This window comes from Agromyces sp. MMS24-JH15 (genome assembly GCF_043518605.1).
Classification (GTDB): Bacteria; Actinomycetota; Actinomycetes; order Actinomycetales; family Microbacteriaceae; genus Agromyces.
This window is the reverse complement of the sequence record NZ_CP171358.1, coordinates 3,532,391-3,548,042: the sequence shown is the minus strand read 5'-3', so window position 1 is coordinate 3,548,042 and position 15,652 is coordinate 3,532,391. Positions and strand designations below refer to the sequence as shown.

Genomic DNA, 15,652 nt, shown 5'->3' with positions numbered 1-15,652 from the left:
GGGCGGGCGACCGGATCGACCGGCCGCCCGCCCGGGCGGTACGAACAGGATGCCCCGGATCAGATCCGGTGCTCGGCGAAGCGGCTCGAACGGCGGGCGTACACGGCCCACGTGAGCGCCAGGAGGAAGACGTACACCGCGACGAACACCACGAACGCGCCGTCGTAGCCGCCCGTCGACTGGAACGACAGGTTGAGCGCCTGCGGGATCAGGAAGCCGCCGAAGGCGCCGATCGCCGAGATCAGGCCGAGCGCGGCGGCGGCCTTGCGCTGCGTCGAGACGCCGTGCCCGTCGATCCCGGCGCGAGCCGAGAACACGGCCGGGATCATCCGGTAGGTGGACCCGTTGCCGATGCCGGCCGAGGCGAACAGCAGCAGGAAGCAGCCGAGGAAGACCCAGAAGTTGCCGAGCGGCAGCGTGAGGATCACCGCGAGCGTGACGAGTCCCATGGACGCGAACGCCGCCATGGTCACGTTGGCGCCGCCGAACCGGTCGGCGAGACGCCCGCCGTAGGGCCGGGACAGCGAGCCGACGAGCGCGCCGAGGAACGCGAGCGAGAGGGATGCCCCGCCGACGGCGAACGTCGAGAACGTCGGGAACTGGTCGGCGATGAGCTTCGGGAACACGCTCGCGAAGCCGATGAACGAGCCGAAGGTGCCGATGTACAGGACCGCGAGGACCCAGAGGTGCGGTTCGCGCAGCGCCGCCGCCGAGCCGGCGAAGTCGGCCTTCGCGTTCGAGAGGTTGTCCATGTACTTCCACGCGCCGAACATCGCGACGAGGATGAGCGGGATCCACAGCAGGCCCGCGACCGGGAGGTTGAGTGCGACGCCCGCGCCGATCGTGATCGCGATGGGCACGACGAGCTGCGCGACCGCGGCGCCGATGTTGCCGCCCGCGGCGTTCAGCCCGAGCGCCCAGCCCTTCTCCTTCGCGGGATAGAAGAACGTGATGTTCGACATCGAGCTCGCGAAGTTGCCGCCGCCGAAGCCGGCGAGGGCCGCAGCACCCAGGAGGACCGGGAACGGCGTCTCCGGGTTGGAGACGCAGATCGCGAGCGCCGTGGTCGGGACGAGCAGGAGGCCGGCGGAGATGATGGTCCAGTTGCGGCCGCCGAACTTCGGCACGAGGAACGAGTAGGGGATCCGCAGCGTCGCGCCGACGAGGCTCGGGATCGAGATGAGCCAGAACACCTGGCCGGTGTCGAGGTCGAACCCGGCGGCGGGCAGCGTGACCGCGACGATGCTCCAGAGCTGCCAGACGACGAAGCCGAGGAACTCCGCGAAGATCGACCAGCCGAGGTTGCGACGCGCGATGGCACGGCCCTCGCGGTCCCACTGGCCCTCGTCCTCGGGGTTCCAGCCGTCGATCCAGCGGCCGGGACGGCGACTGAGGGCCGCGCCCGTCATCGAGGATCCGGACGCCGGCAGCGTCGAGGTGGCCTGCGTCGGGGATTCGGTCACGGTATCGGTCATCGTCGCCTCCGGGGAGCGTCACGGTGTCGTGGTTCGGACGCGAGCGAAGTTACCGAGCGGGTGTTTCCTCGATCGGCGCGGGCGGTGAAATCCATGATTCGCCATGCTCACCCGACCGCGGGCGCGAGGTGAGCCGGGCTATTCGAGCGCGGAGACCCATTCGACGGAGCCGTCGTCGAAGCGCTGCTCCTTCCAGATCGGCACCCGGAGCTTCACCTCGTCGACGAGTTCCGCGCACGCCGCGAAGGCCTCCGCGCGGTGCGCGCTCGCCACCACGCACGCGAGCGCGACGTCGCCGATCGCGAGCGGCCCGATGCGGTGGACGACCGCGACGACGGTCTCGGGATGCCGCGACTGGACGTCGGCGGCGGTCGCGGCGAGCTCGTCCCTGGCGCTCGGATGCGCCGAGTAGGCGAGGGCGTGCACGCCCCGCCCCTCGTCGTGGTCGCGCACGACCCCCTCGAAGACCACGACGGCGCCGTCGGCGGAGGTCGGGACCTGCTCGCGGAGGGCGGCGAGGTCGATCGGGTCGGTCGTGACGGTCGCGATGCGGACGGGGTCAGCGTGGGCCATGGCCGCCTCCGGCGAGCTGGTCGAGTGCGTGGTCGAGGATCCCGTCGAGCAGGTCGAGTCCGTCGCGGACGCCGCCGGGCGAGCCGGGGAGCGCGACGACGAGCGCGGCGCCCGCGGTGCCGGCGAGGCCGCGGCCGAGCAGCGCGGATGCCCCGTGCGCGACGCCGCGCCGGCGCAGTTCCTCGCCGAACCCGGGCAGCTCGCGGTCGATCACCGCGCGCACGGCCTCGGGCGTGGCGTCGTCGGGCGAGATGCCGGTGCCGCCGGTCGTCACGACGACGGATGCTCCGTCGCCGAGCGCGCCCCGGATCGCCTCGGCGACGCCCGCGCCGTCGGGGACGACGTCGAGCGCGGCGGTGAAGCCGCGCTGCGCGAGCCAGTCGACGATGACCGGGCCGGTCCGGTCGGCCGCGGTGCCGGCCGCGGCGCTCGTCGAGACCGTGATCGCGGCGGCGCGTCGGCGGGCCGGCGACGGCGTGGCCGAGGCATCCGCCGCCGTGATCGGGGTCTCGGGGCGATCGCTCACGGCCGGACCCAGTCGCCCGACTTGCCGCCCGACTTCGAGACCAGGCGCACGCCCTCGATCGTCGCGAGCCGGTCGACGGCCTTCACCATGTCGTAGAGCGAGATGGCCGCGACCGTCGCGGCCGTGATGGCCTCCATCTCGACGCCCGTGCCGCCCGTGGTCGCGACCTCCGCGGTCACGACCACCCGGTCCTCCCGCACGTCGAAGTCGACCTCGACCGCGTCGATGAGGATCGGGTGGCAGAGCGGCACGAGCTGCGGGGTCTGCTTGGCCGCCATGATGCCCGCGACCCTCGCGACGCCGATCGCCTCGCCCTTCGGGAGCCGACCCTCGGCGAGGAGCCCGACGACGTCGGGCCTCGTGACCAGGGTCGCCTCGGCGCGTGCGACGCGTCGCGTCGGGGGCTTGCTGCCGACGTCGACCATGTGCACGGCGCCGTCGGCGCGTCGGTGCGTCAGCTCAGTCATCGATCCTCCAGATGTCGACGGGGGTCCCGGCGGGCGCGGACGCGAGGCCGGGCGGAAGGTGGACGAGCGCGTCGGCGCGCGCGTACGCGCCGATCAGGTGCGAGCTCGCCCCGCCGACGAGCCGGACGGTGCCGTCGGCGGCGCGGATGCCCCGTCGCACCTGGTGGAGCTCGGGCGGGGAGTCGACGGGTTCGGCGAGCGGGCGCCGCTCGGTCGCGCGCTCGGCGGGATGCATGCCGGCGGCAGCGCGCAGGAGCGGTCGGAGGAGCAGTTCGAACGACACGAGCGCGCTGACCGGATTGCCGGGGAAGCACAGGACCGGCACGTCGCGGCCGTCGACCTCGACGGTCGCGAGGCCCTGCGGCCCGCCCGGTTGGATGCCGACCGAGACGAACTCGCCCCGGTCGGCGAGCGCTTCGCGCACGACCTCGTGCGTCCCGCGGCTGACGCCGCCGGTCGTGACGACCACGTCGGCACCGCGCGCGGCGTCCTCGAGGAGCCGCGCGAACGCGGCGGGCTCGTCGTCGGCGTGCAGCCAGCGCGTGGCCAGGCCGCCCGCCTCCAGGACCGCGGCGGCCAGCGCCGGGCCGTTCGCGTCGCGGACGCCGGCCGCGAGCTCGCGCCCGGTCGAGACGATCGCGACGCGCGGTCGGGCGACCAGGTCGACCGAGTCGACCGCGCCCGCGGCGAGGGCGCCGAGTGCGGCCGGCCCGAGCCGCGCGCCGGCGGGCAGCACTTCGTCGCCGCGGCGCAGGTCGCTCGCGGCGGTGCGCACCGCGTCGCCCGCCGACGGCCCGACGAGCAGCACCACCCGGCCGGATGCCGCGTGCGCGGCGAATCCGTCGCCCTCGGTCCGCTCGATCGCGACGACCGCGTCGGCGCCCGGGGGGAGCGGCGCGCCCGTCATGATCGGGGCAGCGTGGCCGGCCGGGAGCGGCGCGGCGACGGAGCCCGCGGCGATCTCCGGCGCGAGCGGCAGCGGCGTCCCGGCGCGCACGTCCGCGGCGCGGACCGCGTACCCGTCGAGCTGCGAGTTGTCGAACGGCGGCGCGTCGGCGCCCGCGACCGCCGGCGCGGCGAGGATGCGTCCGACGAGGTCGCCGAGGTCGCCGAGGTCGCTCGCGGGATCGGCGAGCAGGTCGAGTCCGACGCGGTCCGTGCGCGGGAGGAGCGCGTCGGCCAGGTGGCGCGCGACGGCGTCGCGGTGCGCCTCGAGGGATCGCCGGCTCACATGCCCGCCCGTCGTTCGCAGCCCATCGCCGTTCTCCTCCCGCGTTCCGCCGACACGGGCCGTGCCGACCACCGTGCGGTCTCCGCTGCCACCCTACGCGCCGGGGCGCCCGCCGGGCGCCGGGCGGATCGCCGTGACCGGCGCGTACGCGCACGCTCTGGTGAAGCGCCGTCCGGGGGCGGATGCCGGCGCCATGGCTTATCGTGAACCGGTGACCACCCTCCTCGGCATCCCGCGCGTGCGCACCGAGGACCCGCGCGCGACCGCCGAGTCCGCAGCCCGACGGCTCGAGGCATCCGGGCGGCCGTCCGCGACCGGCCTCGTCGACCGGTTCGGACGCGTCGCGACCGACCTCCGGGTCTCGCTGACCGACCGCTGCAACCTGCGCTGCACGTACTGCATGCCCGCCGAGGGACTGCCGTGGGCGGCGGCCGAATCGCTCATGTCGGCCGAGGAGATCGCCCGACTGGTCGGGATCGCCGTGGAGCGGCTCGGCGTCCGGCAGGTGCGGTTCACGGGGGGCGAGCCGCTGCTGCGCCGCGACCTCGCCGACATCGTCGCGGCCTGCGCCGCGCTGCCGGATCGCCCGGAGCTCTCCCTGACGACGAACGGGATCGGGCTCGCGGAGCGCGCCGGCGCGCTCGCCGCGGCGGGCCTGGATCGCGTCAACATCTCGCTCGACTCGCTCCGGCACGAGACCTTCGAGCGGATCACCCGGCGACGACTGCTCCACCGCGTCCTCGAGGGCGTCGACGGCGCGCTCGCCGCGGGCCTCGGCCCGCTCAAGGTGAACGCGGTGCTCATGCGCGGCGTGAACGACGGCGAGGCGGCCGAGCTCGTCGAGTGGGCGGTCGCGCGCGACATCGAGCTGCGCTTCATCGAGCAGATGCCGCTCGACGCCGACCACGCGTGGTCGCGCGTGAACCTCGTGACGGGGGCCGAGATCCGCGAGCGCGTCGGCGAGCGATTCGAGCTCGTGCCCGACGGCGCACCGCGCGACGGCGCCCCCGCCGAGCGGTGGGAGGTGCGCCGCGCGGGCGAGCCGGTCGGGCGCATCGGCATCATCGCGTCGGTGACCGAGCCGTTCTGCGCCGACTGCCGGCGCACGCGGCTCACGGGCGACGGCCGCGTCCGCAGCTGCCTGTTCTCGCTCGCGGAGACCGACCTGCTCGGGCCGCTCCGCGCGGGCGCCGACGACGAGGCGCTCGCCGACCTCTGGCGCCTGGAGATGTGGGGCAAGGCCGCCGGGCACGGCGTGAACGCGCCCGGGTTCACGCAGCCCGACCGTCCCATGAGCGCGATCGGAGGCTGAGCGACCGTGCAGCTGGAGATCCGCTACTTCGCCGCGGTGGCCGCGGCGCTCGGCACCGACGGCGAGCAGCTCGCGGTCGAGCCGGGGGAGACGATCGACGCCGTCCTCGGCCGGCTGGTGTCCCGCGTCGACCCGGGACGGGCCGCCGAGACCAGGCTGTCGGAGCTGCTCGCGCGGTGCAGCTTCATCGTGAACGGCCGCTCGACGCGCGAGCGCGGACACGCGCTCGCGCCGGGCGACCGGCTCGACGTGCTGCCGCCGTTCGCCGGGGGATAGGGGCGCGGAGCGGCCTCGCGCTACCGCTCGGCGCTCGCGGCGCTCGACGCGCGCGTCGTCGCCCAGGCGCGGTACCCGCCCGAGAGCGACGCGGCGCGGAACCCGGCCTCGAGCAGGCGCCGGGTCGCGGGGACCGACCGGATCCCGGCGGCGCAGTAGACCACGACGAGCCCGTCGCCGGGCGGCCCGGCCAGCACGTCGTCGAGTTCGCGCGTGCGGTCGGGATCGATCACCCCGGCGGTGCGTTCGGCGGACGGCCGGACGTCGACGAGGCCCACGTCGCCGTCGGCCAGGAGGGCGGCGAGCTCGTCGGGACCGACGGTCGGCACGGGCACGGGCACGGGCACGGGCACGGGCACGGGCGCCGCGGTCGATCCGGGGCCCGCGGCCGCGAGCGCATCGCCGAGCGTCGTGCCGATCCCGGCGGACGGGCCGCCGGCCGGGGCATCCGATGCGGTGAGGGGGATCTCGCGCCGCACGCCCGTGCGCGCGTCCTGCACCGCCACGCGGCCGACGAGCGGCGCGCCGAACCCGACGACGAGCTTCGCGGCCTCGCCCGCCAGCAGGGCGCCGAGCTCGAGGCAGGCGGACGACAGCACGCCGGTCAGCGCGCAACTGTCCGGCGTCGCGGCATCCTCGTCGGGGAAGAGGTCGCGCAGGGTCGGGCCGTGTCCACGCCAGAACACCGAGCCCATCGCATCGAAGCCGAGCACGCTGCCCCAGACGTGCGGGATGCCCCGCCGGGCGGCCGCGTCCGCGATCGCGTAGTGCGTCGGGAAGTCGTCGACCGTGTCCACGACGAGGTCCCACCCCGCCAGCAGGCGGTCGGCGGAGGCATCCGCGAACCGCTCGACGACCGCGACGACCTCGAGGTCGGGGTCGAACGCGCGCAGCTCGGCCGCGGCCGACTCGGCCTTCGGCCGGCCGATCCGGTCGGGGCGGTGCACGAACTGCCGGGCGAGGTTGGATGCCTCGACCACGTCGTCGTCCACGATGCCGATCCGTCCGATGCCGTTCGCGGCGAGCCCGAGCAGCGCGGGCGAGCCGAGCCCGCCGGCCCCGACGACGAGGACGCTCGCCGAGTGCAGCCGCGCGACGGCGTCGTGGCCGAACCCGTCGAGCACCGCGAGCCGGCCGAGCCGCTCGGCGCGCCGCGACGGCGGCGGACCGATCGGCCGGTGCAGGGGGAGGACGGGCAGCGAGGTCACACGTTCACCCGGTACCCGCGCTTGACGACGGTCTGGATCACCCCGGGCACGCCGATCGCCTGGCGGAGCCGGCTCATCGCCATCTCGAGCGCGTGCTCGTCCGCGGAGTTCGGGAGGCGGCTCGCGAGCCGCTCGCGCGTGACCACCGAACCGCCCGCCGAGACGAGCGTGCGCAGGATGCTGAGGCCCGCGGGCGGCAGCGCCACGCGGGTGCCGTCGACCTCGACGACGCCGCCGCGCAGCTCGAGGCGGCCGTGGTTCGTGTCCAGCCGGATGACGGCGCGCTCCTCGAGGTACTCGCACACGAGCCGGATGAGCGCGCCCATCCGGTAGCGGTCCGGCTGGATCGGCGTGATGCCGTTCGCGATGAGCGGCTCCGCGGTCACGGGCCCGACGGCCGCGGCGATCACCGGACCCTGCATCGCCTCGACGAGCTCGCGGTAGGCGCCCCATCGCTCGGCGGCCATGAACAGCGCGTGCACGGCGGGCGCGCTCGTGAAGGTCACGCAGTCGAGGCGCTCGGCGCAGATCGCCTCGATCAGCCGCTCGACGCGCTCGTCGGTGTCGTCGGGCGCGACCCAGCGGTACGGTTCGACGGTCAGCACGGTGTCGTGCGCGTCGACGAGCCGGTCGAGCACGCGGCGGTCGAGCTCGCCGTGCAGCTGCACCGCGACGGTCCGGCCCGGCGGGTAGTCGGCGAGCACGAGGTCGACGAGCGACTCGGTCGTCTCGCGCGCGCTCATGCCCACGTCGTTCAGGCCGGCGGCGCGGATGCTCCCGCGGGCCTTCGGCCCGCGCACGAGGATGCTCGCCTCCGCGAGCGTCTCGACGAGGTCCTGGCCGAGGCCCGCGGCGTCCGCGACCTCGAACCAGCGCCGGATCCCGTACGCGGTCGTCGCGAGCAGGATGTCGGGCTTGGCCTCGATGATCGTGCGGGTGTCGTCGATGACCGGGTCGTCCGACTGCGCGTTCGCGATGCGAAGCGTCGGGGCGTGCATCACCTGCGCGCCCCGACGCTCGAATGCGTCGATGAGGTCCGCCGACCTTCGATCGCTCGTGACGCCGATCCGGAACCCCTCGAGCTGGTCGGGGCGGAAACCGGGTGGGACGTCGCCGGGATCGCTCACGGTGACTCGCCCGCGAGCGTGCCCGCCTGCTCGAGGGTCGCGACGGCGTCGGCGTCGCCGTCCTGGGCGAGGCGGACCACCTCGCCGACGACGATGACCGCGGGGGAGGACACGCCCGCGACGCCGGCGGCGATCACGATGTCGCCGAGTTCGGCGACGGTCGTGCGCTGGTCGGTGCTGAAGCCGCGCTCGACGACCGCGACGGGGGTGGTCGCGGACAGCCCCGAGCGGAGGAGCCCGGCGGCGAGTTGGGGAAGGGTGTTCACGCCCATGAGTACGACGATCGTACCGCCGAGCCCCGCCAGATGACGGTGTTCGTCGTCCGTGAGCGGGGCGTGCCCGGACACGACCGTGAACAGGTGGGTGAGGCCGCGATGCGTGAGCGGGATGCCGGCCGAGGCGGGCACGGCGATCGCGCTGGAGACGCCGGGGACGACCTCGACGGGCACACCCGCGCGCCGGCACGCGAGCACCTCCTCGCTGCCGCGCCCGAACACGTACGGGTCGCCGCCCTTGAGGCGCACGACGTGCGCGCCGCGGAGCGCGTGGTCGACCATGAGCTCCTCGATGCGGCCCTGCGGCACGGCGTGGTGGCCCGGGCGCTTGCCGACGTCGACCAGCAGCGCGTTCGGTGCGAGGCGCTCGAGCTCGGAGCGCGGCGCGAGCCGGTCGTAGAGCACGACGTCCGCCTCGCCGAGCGCGCGGACGGCGCGGAGCGTGAGCAGTTCGGGGTCGCCGGGGCCGCCGCCGACCAGGGTCACGCGGCCGGTCACGCGTCGGCCCCCCGCACCGGGATCGAGGCGCCGGCGATGAGCACGGCCTCCCCGCGGTCGCGTTCGTCCTGCGTGGCCGGGCGCAACTGCCCGCGCTCCGGCACGCGCGCCACCGAGGGATCCGGCACGCCCGGCGCGTTCACGAAGGACCGGAACCGGCGCAGCCGCTCGGGGTCCGCGAGAGTCGCCGCCCACTCGTCCTCGTACGTGTCCACGTGCGCAGCCATCGCGGCCTCCAGTTCGTCGGCGAGGCCGAGCGAGTCGTTCACGACGACGTCGCGGACGTGGTCGAGGCCCCCCTCGATGTCCTCGATCCAGCGCGCGGTGCGCTGCAGCCGATCGGCCGTGCGGATGTAGTACATCATGTACCGGTCGATGTAGCGGATGAGCGTCTCGTCGTCGATGTCCCCGACGAGCAGCTGCGCGTGCGCCGGCTGGAAGCCGCCGTTGCCGCCCACGTAGAGGTTCCAGCCCTGGTCGGTCGCGATGACGCCGACGTCCTTGCCGCGCGCCTCCGCGCACTCGCGGGCGCAGCCCGAGACGCCGAACTTCAGCTTGTGCGGCGAACGCAGGCCCCGATAGCGCAGCTCGAGCCGGATCGCCATGGCGACCGAGTCCTGGACGCCGTAGCGGCACCAGGTCGAGCCGACGCAGCTCTTCACGTTCCGGAGCGACTTGCCGTACGCCTGGCCCGACTCGAACCCGGCGTCGACGAGCTTCTTCCAGATGTCGGGGAGCTGGTCCAGGCGCGCGCCGAACAGGTCGATCCGCTGGCCGCCCGTGATCTTCGTGTAGAGGCCGTACTCCATCGCGACCTCGGCGATGACCGCGAGCTTGTCGGGCGTGATCTCGCCGGCCGGGATGCGCGGGACGACCGAGTACGTGCCGTCCTTCTGCATGTTCGCCATCGCGCGGTCGTTGGTGTCCTGGAGCGTGCCGCGACCCGAGTCGAGGATGTAGCCGTTGTGCTGGCTGGCGAGGATCGAGCCGATGACGGGCTTGCAGATGTCGCAGCCGCGACCCGTGCCGAGCCGCGCGATGATGTCGTCGAAGCTCGTGAGCTGGAGGACCCGCACGGACTCGAAGAGCTCCTGCCGCGACATCGGGATGTGCTCGCACAGCGCCGTCGACACCGCGATGCCGGACTTGCGCAGCTCGCCCTCGAGGAGCTTCTTCACGAGCGGCACGCAGCTGCCGCACTGGGTCCCGGCACGCGTGCAGGCCTTCAGGGTGCCGAGCTCGGTGCAGCCGTCCTCGTGGGCGATGGCGTCGCGGATCGACCCCGCGCTCACCGCGTTGCACGCGCAGACGAGGGCCGCGTCGGGCAGGTCGTCGCCGCCAGGCGCCTCCATGCCCGAGGCCGAGAGGTAGGCCGCCGGCTCGTGCGAGAGCTCGGTTCCGAGCAGCGGACGCAGCGACGTGTACGGCGCGGCGTCGCCGACGAAGATGCCGCCGAGCAGGGTCTTGGCGTCGTCGGTCATGACGAGCTTCTGGTACATTCCGCGCGCCGGGTCGGCGTACACGATCTCGAGGGCGCCCTCGGCCTTCGCGAGCGCGTCCCCGAAGCTCGCGACGTCCACGCCCGACAGCTTGAGCTTGGTCGCGTCGTCGACCTCGGTGAACTCGGCGGCGCCGCCGAGGAGCCGGTCCGCGACGACCTCGGCCATCGCGTTCGCGGGGGCCACGAGGCCCGTGCATCGGCCCTCGAAGCTCGCGACCTCGCCGATCGCCCAGATCCCGGGGATCGAGCTCGAGCAGGAGGTGTCGATCGCGACGCCGCCGCGCGGCCCGAGTTCGAGGCCCATGGCGCGGGCGAGCTCGTCCCGCGGTGCGATGCCGATCGCGAAGACGACGATGTCGGCGAGCACGCGCTGGCCGTTCGTGAACGCGACGCCGACGACGCGGCCGCTCTCCTCGACGATCGTCTGCGGACGCGTGCCGAGGTGGAGCGCGATGCCCTGGCCCGAGATGATGCGTCCGAGCGCGCGGCCGGCGCCCTCGTCGAGCTGGGCCGACATGAGCCAGCCGCCCGAGTGCACGATCGCGGCGTCCGCGCCGCGGCGCGCGAGCCCGCCCGCGGCCTCGAGGCCGAGCAGGCCGCCGCCCGCGACGAGCACGCGGGCCGGTCGCCCGAGTTCCCCGGCCAGCCGCTCGACCTCGGCGACGAGCCAGTCGACGTCGTCGATGGTGCGGTAGACCTTCGCGAGCTCCGAGCCGACGATCGCGGGCACGGGTGCGCTCGAGCCGGTCGCCAGGACGAGCTCGTCCCACGCGAGGACCTCGCCCGAGGCGGTGCGCAGGACCTTCGCCAGCGGGTCGACCTCGACCACGGCGTCGCCGACGCGCAGCTCGACGCGGTCGGCGTCCCAGACGGACGTCGGCTGCAGGGTGAGGTCGACGTCGCCCTCGAGCCGCTTGCTCAGCGCGACGCGGTCGTAGGGGAGGCGCGCCTCCTCGGTGATCACCGTGAGCGCGATGGATGCGCCCGTGTCGCGGGCGCACAGGCTGTCCGCGAGCCGATGGGCGGCTGGGCCGCCGCCGACCACCACGACGCGCTTCGCGTCCCTGTGGTCCGTCGGTTCCTGGTCGTGCTCTCGCATGCTGTCCGCCTCCTCGTGCCGGGTTGCGCCCACGGTACGGCGGTGGCGTTTCGGCGGATTTGCCCTCATGTAACCGCCGTTCGACTCCCGGCGCACATCGCGCCGGGGCCGACGTGAGGTGGGTTTCACCTCGGGGTAACGAGGGGCGCGGGTCGGTGAAACAGCCCGCGCGTAGCGTGCCGCCGAGGCATCCGGTCGATCCGAGGCGTGGATGCCCCGCACGTGAACGGAGCCCGCTCCAGCGGGCCGAGCGACAGGAGCCGACCATGAGCATCGCCGTCGAACGACCCGCAGAGCGCATCGACCGGGTCGCCGGCCGTCCGGATGCCGCGACCGCGGCGCGGTGGCAGGCCGTGTGCCGTGTCGACGACCTCGAGCCCGCGTGGGGCGAGGCGGCGCTCGTCGAGGGCCGCCAGATCGCGGTGTTCCGCCTCGGCGGGCCCGCGGGCGACGAGGTGTACGCGGTCGACCACCTGGACCCGCACACGTCCGCGCCCGTGATGGCGCGGGGCATCGTCGGCTCGCGGAACGACCGCCCGACCGTCGCGTCGCCGCTCCACAAGGAGGTCTACGACCTGGTGACGGGCGAGTGCTTCAGCGATCCGTCGCTGCGGCTCGGCGCCTACCGCGCGCGCGTCGCCGACGGCGTGCTCGAGGTCGCGATCCCCGCGTAGCGGGTGCGGCCCGCTACCCGCGGGCGGTGAGGACGATGGGGTCGCCGTCGGTGACGGCGACCGTGTGCTCCGAGTGCGCGCCGCGCGACCCGTCTGCGCTGCGCAGCGTCCAGCCGTCCGGATCGGTGAAGATGCGGTCGGTGGTCTGCAGGAACCACGGCTCGATCGCGATGACCAGCCCGGGCTTCAACGGCAGGCCGCGACCAGGGCGGCCGTTGTTCGGCACGTGCGGGTCGCCGTGCATCGTGCGTCCCACGCCGTGTCCGCCGAAGTCCGTGTTGATGGTGTAGCCCTGCTCGCGTGCGACGTCGGCGATCGCGCGCGAGATGTCGCCGATGCGGTTGCCCGCGCGCGCCGCGGCGATGCCGGCCTCGAGCGCGCGCTCGGTCGTGCGGATGAGCCGGAGGTCCTCGTCGCGCGGCGTGCCCACGACGAGCGAGATCGCCGAGTCGGAGACCCAGCCGTCGACGCTCGCCGCGAAGTCCAGGCTGAGCAGGTCGCCGTCCTTCAGCGTGTAGTCGAACGGCAGGCCGTGCAGCACGGCGTCGTTGACCGAGGTGCAGATCACCCTGCCGAAGGGGCTCGCGCCGAAGGAGGGGTGGTAGTCGATGTAGCAGCTCTCCGCGCCGCGCCGGCGGATCAGCTCGTGCGCGATCGCGTCGAGCTCGAGCAGGTTGACGCCGACCTTCGCGGCGGCGGCGGTCTCCTCGAGCACGCTGGCGACGAAGCGGCCCGCGGGCCGCATCTCCTCGAGCTCGGCGGGGGTCCTCAGTTCGATCACGGCAGTCCTCTCCGCACACCATTCTGTCTGCTCCGCCCTGAGTGAACACCCCGTTCCGTCATCGGGGGTGCGGGCTAGCCTGAAGGCATGGTGATTCGGCGAGGGTTCCTCCGCTGGCTGTTCCCTGCCGCGGTCGTGCTGCCGATCTGGCTCGTGGTCGGCTGGGCCGTCTACGGCTCCGGCGGATGGACCACGCTCGGGCTGCTCATCACGATCCCGTCGAACTTCCTCGCGCTGCTCGTGATCGCGCTCATGGTGCAGGCGCGGCCGTCGGTCCGCGCGGAGCGCGCGGTCTCGTGGCTCGACGTCGGGGTGATCGGCCTGTGGCACCTGCTCATCGTCGCCGCCGGGTTCTACGGATCGAGTGCGGTCCTGTTCGGCGTGCTCGCGCTGGTCGCCGCGGTCGCGGCGTTCTGGACCTCCCTGTGGCAGCTCGTGACCGACGGTGCCAAGCGCATGCAGGCCACGATGGCCGAGTACGAGCGCCTCGCCGGCCAGGGCCCGGCCGACGCGCCGGGGAAGCCGCCGTCCGACGACGGCGACGGGGACGTCTTCATCATCCACGAGTCGCGCGACTGAACCCGGACGGCCCGGGACGCCTCGCTTTGGCGTGCGGGCCCGGATCTGGCAGAATGGTTGTTTGTGCCGCCGCAGGTCTCTGCCTCCGGGGAGCACGCGTGCGCGAACTCGCGCGGGCGGCACCGCACACTTCATCCATTTGATCCGCGTTCGACCGGTTGCGGGCGCAGAGAGCGAACATCATGCAGATCCTCGACCACGTCGACGCCGCGAGCCTCCGGTCGGACGTTCCCGACTTCCGCCCCGGCGACACCGTCAAGGTGCACGTCAACATCATCGAAGGCACGCGCGCGCGCATCCAGGTCTTCCAGGGCGTCGTCATCGGCCGCCAGGGCGAGGGCGTCCGCGAGACCTTCACGGTCCGCAAGATCAGCTTCCAGGTCGGCGTCGAGCGCAAGTTCCCGGTGCACTCCCCGATCATCGACCACATCGAGATCGTCACCCGCGGTGACGTCCGTCGCGCGAAGCTGTACTACCTCCGCGAACTGCGCGGCAAGAAGGCCAAGATCAAGGAGAAGCGCGAGAGCTGATCGCGACACGCGAGCACTCGTCTCCGCGACGATCCACCGAGCTCCCCACCCCTACACTGGGTGGGGAGCTCGGACGGTTAAATGACAGAAGACACACGCACCACACGCGCACACCGCGATGGGGACACGGCGGCGAAGCGCAGGAAGCGCGGGGTGCTGCTGTTCGTCCGCGACCTCCTGGTCATCTTCGTGGTGGCCGTCCTGGTCTCCTTCCTCATCAAGACCTTCCTGATCCGTTCGTTCTTCATCCCGTCGCAGTCGATGGAGCAGACCCTCGAGGTCGACGACCGGATCATCGTGAACCAGCTCGTCCCCGAGGTCATGCCGATCGAACGCGGCGACGTCGTCGTCTTCCGCGACCCGGGCGGCTGGCTCCCCGCGACCGTGGCCCCGGAGCAACCGCCCCTGGTCGCCGCGGTCGACGGGTTCCTCGCGTTCGTCGGCCTCTCCGCGCCGGACTCGAACGACCACCTGGTCAAGCGCGTCATCGGGCTGCCGGGGGACCACGTGACCTGCTGCAACGCGTTCGGGCAGATGAGCGTCAACGACGTCCCGCTCGACGAGCCGTACATCACGCTCCCCGAGGGCGAGACGAAGGTCTCGCGCGACGACTTCGACCAGGTCGTGCCCGAGGGCATGCTCTGGGTCATGGGGGACAATCGCTACAACTCGAAGGACTCCCGCTACAACGGCGACACGCCGCTCGGCGGCTTCGTGCCCATCGAGAACGTGGTCGGCCGCGCGTTCGTCGTGAGCTGGCCCGTCTCGCACTGGGCCTGGCTCCCGAACTACCCCGAGGTGTTCGAGGGCGTCGACCCGGACGGCGAATGACATGGCGGCAGGCCACGTCCCGAACCTGAAGGTCGAACGCGAACTGTTCGACTCCGGGGCATCCGTCGTGCTCGCGTGCGACGAAGTCGGCCGCGGCGCGCTGGCCGGCCCCGTGACGGTCGGCCTCGTCGTCATCGATCCGTCCGTGCGCCGGATGCCGGCGGGCCTGCGCGACTCGAAGCTCCTGCCGGAGCCGAAGCGCGAGCTGCTGTCGCCGCGTGCGGCCGCGTGGGTGCGCGGCTGGGCGGTCGGCGAGGCGAGCGCGGCCGAGATCGACGAGCTCGGGATCATGGCGTGCCTCGGCCTCGCGGGTGCGCGCGCGTACGCGCGGCTCGTCGAGGCATCCGAGCTCCCCACCGGCTCGCCGCTCCTGCTGGACGGCAACCACGACTGGCTGAGCGCGTCGATCCGCCGCGAGGCCCGCGTCATCACGCGGATCAAGGCGGACCGCGACTGCGCGAGCGTCTCGGCGGCATCGGTGATCGCGAAGGTCCACCGCGACCGCGGGATGCGCGCCGCGCACGGCGCGGACCCCCGCTACGGCTGGGACGAGAACAAGGGCTACTCGACGCGCGCCCACTTCCAGGCGCTCGACGAACACGGCCCGAGCGACCTGCACCGGCGCACGTGGCTGCACCTGGAGCGCGCGGCCGACGCACCGGCGCTCTTCGACCTCGGCGTAGGATGAA

At 73.6% G+C, this 15,652-nt stretch carries 17 protein-coding genes; 7 read left to right on the top strand and 10 right to left on the bottom strand.

The genetic code is table 11. The features are described from left to right. Positions 1-59: 59 nt before the first annotated feature. From ACDF64_RS16160 to glp, 5 genes are all read right to left on the bottom strand, one after another. Complete coding sequence (locus tag ACDF64_RS16160; RefSeq protein ID WP_394552383.1) at positions 60-1,475, bottom strand: MFS transporter; 1,416 nt, start codon at positions 1,473-1,475, stop codon at positions 60-62. Between the two features lie 138 nt (positions 1,476-1,613). After that, a complete protein-coding gene (locus ACDF64_RS16155) occupies positions 1,614-2,048 on the bottom strand; it encodes a molybdenum cofactor biosynthesis protein MoaE (RefSeq protein ID WP_394552382.1) in 435 nt (144 codons plus the stop codon). Then, complete coding sequence (locus ACDF64_RS16150; RefSeq protein WP_394552381.1) at positions 2,035-2,574, bottom strand: molybdenum cofactor biosynthesis protein B; 540 nt, start codon at positions 2,572-2,574, stop codon at positions 2,035-2,037. Before ACDF64_RS16150 ends, ACDF64_RS16155 begins: the two co-directional genes overlap by 14 nt. Further along, a complete protein-coding gene (moaC, locus tag ACDF64_RS16145; protein WP_394552380.1) occupies positions 2,571-3,041 on the bottom strand; it encodes a cyclic pyranopterin monophosphate synthase MoaC in 471 nt (156 codons plus the stop codon). Before moaC ends, ACDF64_RS16150 begins: the two co-directional genes overlap by 4 nt. Further along, the gene (gene glp, locus ACDF64_RS16140; protein WP_394552379.1) at positions 3,034-4,272 is read right to left on the bottom strand and encodes a gephyrin-like molybdotransferase Glp; all 1,239 of its coding nucleotides are present in this window, start codon (positions 4,270-4,272) and stop codon (positions 3,034-3,036) included. Before glp ends, moaC begins: the two co-directional genes overlap by 8 nt. Positions 4,273-4,483: 211 nt before the next feature. On the opposite strand from glp, the gene moaA reads away from it, so the two are divergent. Both moaA and ACDF64_RS16130 read left to right on the top strand, forming a co-directional pair. Then, the gene (moaA, locus tag ACDF64_RS16135; protein ID WP_394552378.1) at positions 4,484-5,584 is read left to right on the top strand and encodes a GTP 3',8-cyclase MoaA; all 1,101 of its coding nucleotides are present in this window, start codon (positions 4,484-4,486) and stop codon (positions 5,582-5,584) included. Between the two features lie 6 nt (positions 5,585-5,590). Further along, the gene (locus ACDF64_RS16130) at positions 5,591-5,860 is read left to right on the top strand and encodes a MoaD/ThiS family protein (protein ID WP_394552377.1); all 270 of its coding nucleotides are present in this window, start codon (positions 5,591-5,593) and stop codon (positions 5,858-5,860) included. 20 nt (positions 5,861-5,880) lie between these two features. Here ACDF64_RS16130 and ACDF64_RS16125 read toward each other — a convergent pair whose 3' ends face one another. From ACDF64_RS16125 to nirB, 4 genes are read right to left on the bottom strand one after another with little or no spacing between them, the layout of a single operon-like run. Beyond that, a complete protein-coding gene (locus ACDF64_RS16125) occupies positions 5,881-7,068 on the bottom strand; it encodes a ThiF family adenylyltransferase (RefSeq protein ID WP_394552376.1) in 1,188 nt (395 codons plus the stop codon). After that, positions 7,065-8,195: a uroporphyrinogen-III synthase gene (locus tag ACDF64_RS16120; protein WP_394552375.1), complete on the bottom strand. Its 1,131-nt coding sequence runs from the start codon at positions 8,193-8,195 to the stop codon at positions 7,065-7,067. The genes ACDF64_RS16125 and ACDF64_RS16120 overlap by 4 nt, the downstream gene beginning before the upstream one ends. Beyond that, complete coding sequence (gene cobA / locus ACDF64_RS16115) at positions 8,192-8,968, bottom strand: uroporphyrinogen-III C-methyltransferase (protein WP_394552374.1); 777 nt, start codon at positions 8,966-8,968, stop codon at positions 8,192-8,194. Before cobA ends, ACDF64_RS16120 begins: the two co-directional genes overlap by 4 nt. Further along, positions 8,965-11,568 (bottom strand): nitrite reductase large subunit NirB, encoded by a 2,604-nt coding sequence (nirB, locus tag ACDF64_RS16110; protein WP_394552373.1) that lies wholly within the window; start codon positions 11,566-11,568, stop codon positions 8,965-8,967. The genes cobA and nirB overlap by 4 nt, the downstream gene beginning before the upstream one ends. Positions 11,569-11,834: 266 nt before the next feature. Here nirB and nirD point away from each other — a divergent pair, with 266 nt between their 5' ends. Then, on the top strand, positions 11,835-12,242 hold the full coding sequence (gene nirD, locus ACDF64_RS16105; RefSeq protein WP_394552372.1) for a nitrite reductase small subunit NirD: 408 nt from the start codon (positions 11,835-11,837) through the stop codon (positions 12,240-12,242). Between the two features lie 13 nt (positions 12,243-12,255). Here the strand turns inward: nirD and map are convergent, their stop codons facing one another. Next, positions 12,256-13,023, bottom strand: a complete 768-nt coding sequence (map, locus tag ACDF64_RS16100; RefSeq protein WP_394552371.1) for a type I methionyl aminopeptidase — start codon at positions 13,021-13,023, stop codon at positions 12,256-12,258. Between the two features lie 87 nt (positions 13,024-13,110). Here map and ACDF64_RS16095 point away from each other — a divergent pair, with 87 nt between their 5' ends. From ACDF64_RS16095 to ACDF64_RS16080, 4 genes are all read left to right on the top strand, one after another. Continuing rightward, positions 13,111-13,602 (top strand): hypothetical protein, encoded by a 492-nt coding sequence (locus ACDF64_RS16095; protein WP_394552370.1) that lies wholly within the window; start codon positions 13,111-13,113, stop codon positions 13,600-13,602. 182 nt (positions 13,603-13,784) lie between these two features. Continuing rightward, entirely contained in the window at positions 13,785-14,132 is a 348-nt protein-coding gene (gene rplS / locus ACDF64_RS16090) for a 50S ribosomal protein L19 (protein WP_394552369.1), read from the top strand. Between the two features lie 81 nt (positions 14,133-14,213). After that, on the top strand, positions 14,214-14,963 hold the full coding sequence (gene lepB, locus ACDF64_RS16085) for a signal peptidase I (RefSeq protein ID WP_394552368.1): 750 nt from the start codon (positions 14,214-14,216) through the stop codon (positions 14,961-14,963). Between the two features lies 1 nt (position 14,964). Further along, positions 14,965-15,651 (top strand): ribonuclease HII, encoded by a 687-nt coding sequence (locus tag ACDF64_RS16080; protein WP_394552367.1) that lies wholly within the window; start codon positions 14,965-14,967, stop codon positions 15,649-15,651. Position 15,652: the final 1 nt, after the last annotated feature.

Bases quoted from the DNA above. Each gene is read 5' to 3' on its own strand.
- ACDF64_RS16095 (WP_394552370.1), top strand. From the start codon at position 13,111: ATGGTGATTCGGCGAGGGTTCCTCCGCTGGCTGTTCCCTGCCGCGGTC.
- nirB (WP_394552373.1), bottom strand. From the start codon at position 11,568: ATGCGAGAGCACGACCAGGAACCGACGGACCACAGGGACGCGAAGCGC.
- nirD (WP_394552372.1), top strand. From the start codon at position 11,835: ATGAGCATCGCCGTCGAACGACCCGCAGAGCGCATCGACCGGGTCGCC.
- rplS (WP_394552369.1), top strand. From the start codon at position 13,785: ATGCAGATCCTCGACCACGTCGACGCCGCGAGCCTCCGGTCGGACGTT.
- moaC (WP_394552380.1), bottom strand. From the start codon at position 3,041: ATGACTGAGCTGACGCACCGACGCGCCGACGGCGCCGTGCACATGGTC.
- lepB (WP_394552368.1), top strand. From the start codon at position 14,214: ATGACAGAAGACACACGCACCACACGCGCACACCGCGATGGGGACACG.
- ACDF64_RS16160 (WP_394552383.1), bottom strand. From the start codon at position 1,475: ATGACCGATACCGTGACCGAATCCCCGACGCAGGCCACCTCGACGCTG.
- ACDF64_RS16155 (WP_394552382.1), bottom strand. From the start codon at position 2,048: ATGGCCCACGCTGACCCCGTCCGCATCGCGACCGTCACGACCGACCCG.
- ACDF64_RS16080 (WP_394552367.1), top strand. From the start codon at position 14,965: ATGGCGGCAGGCCACGTCCCGAACCTGAAGGTCGAACGCGAACTGTTC.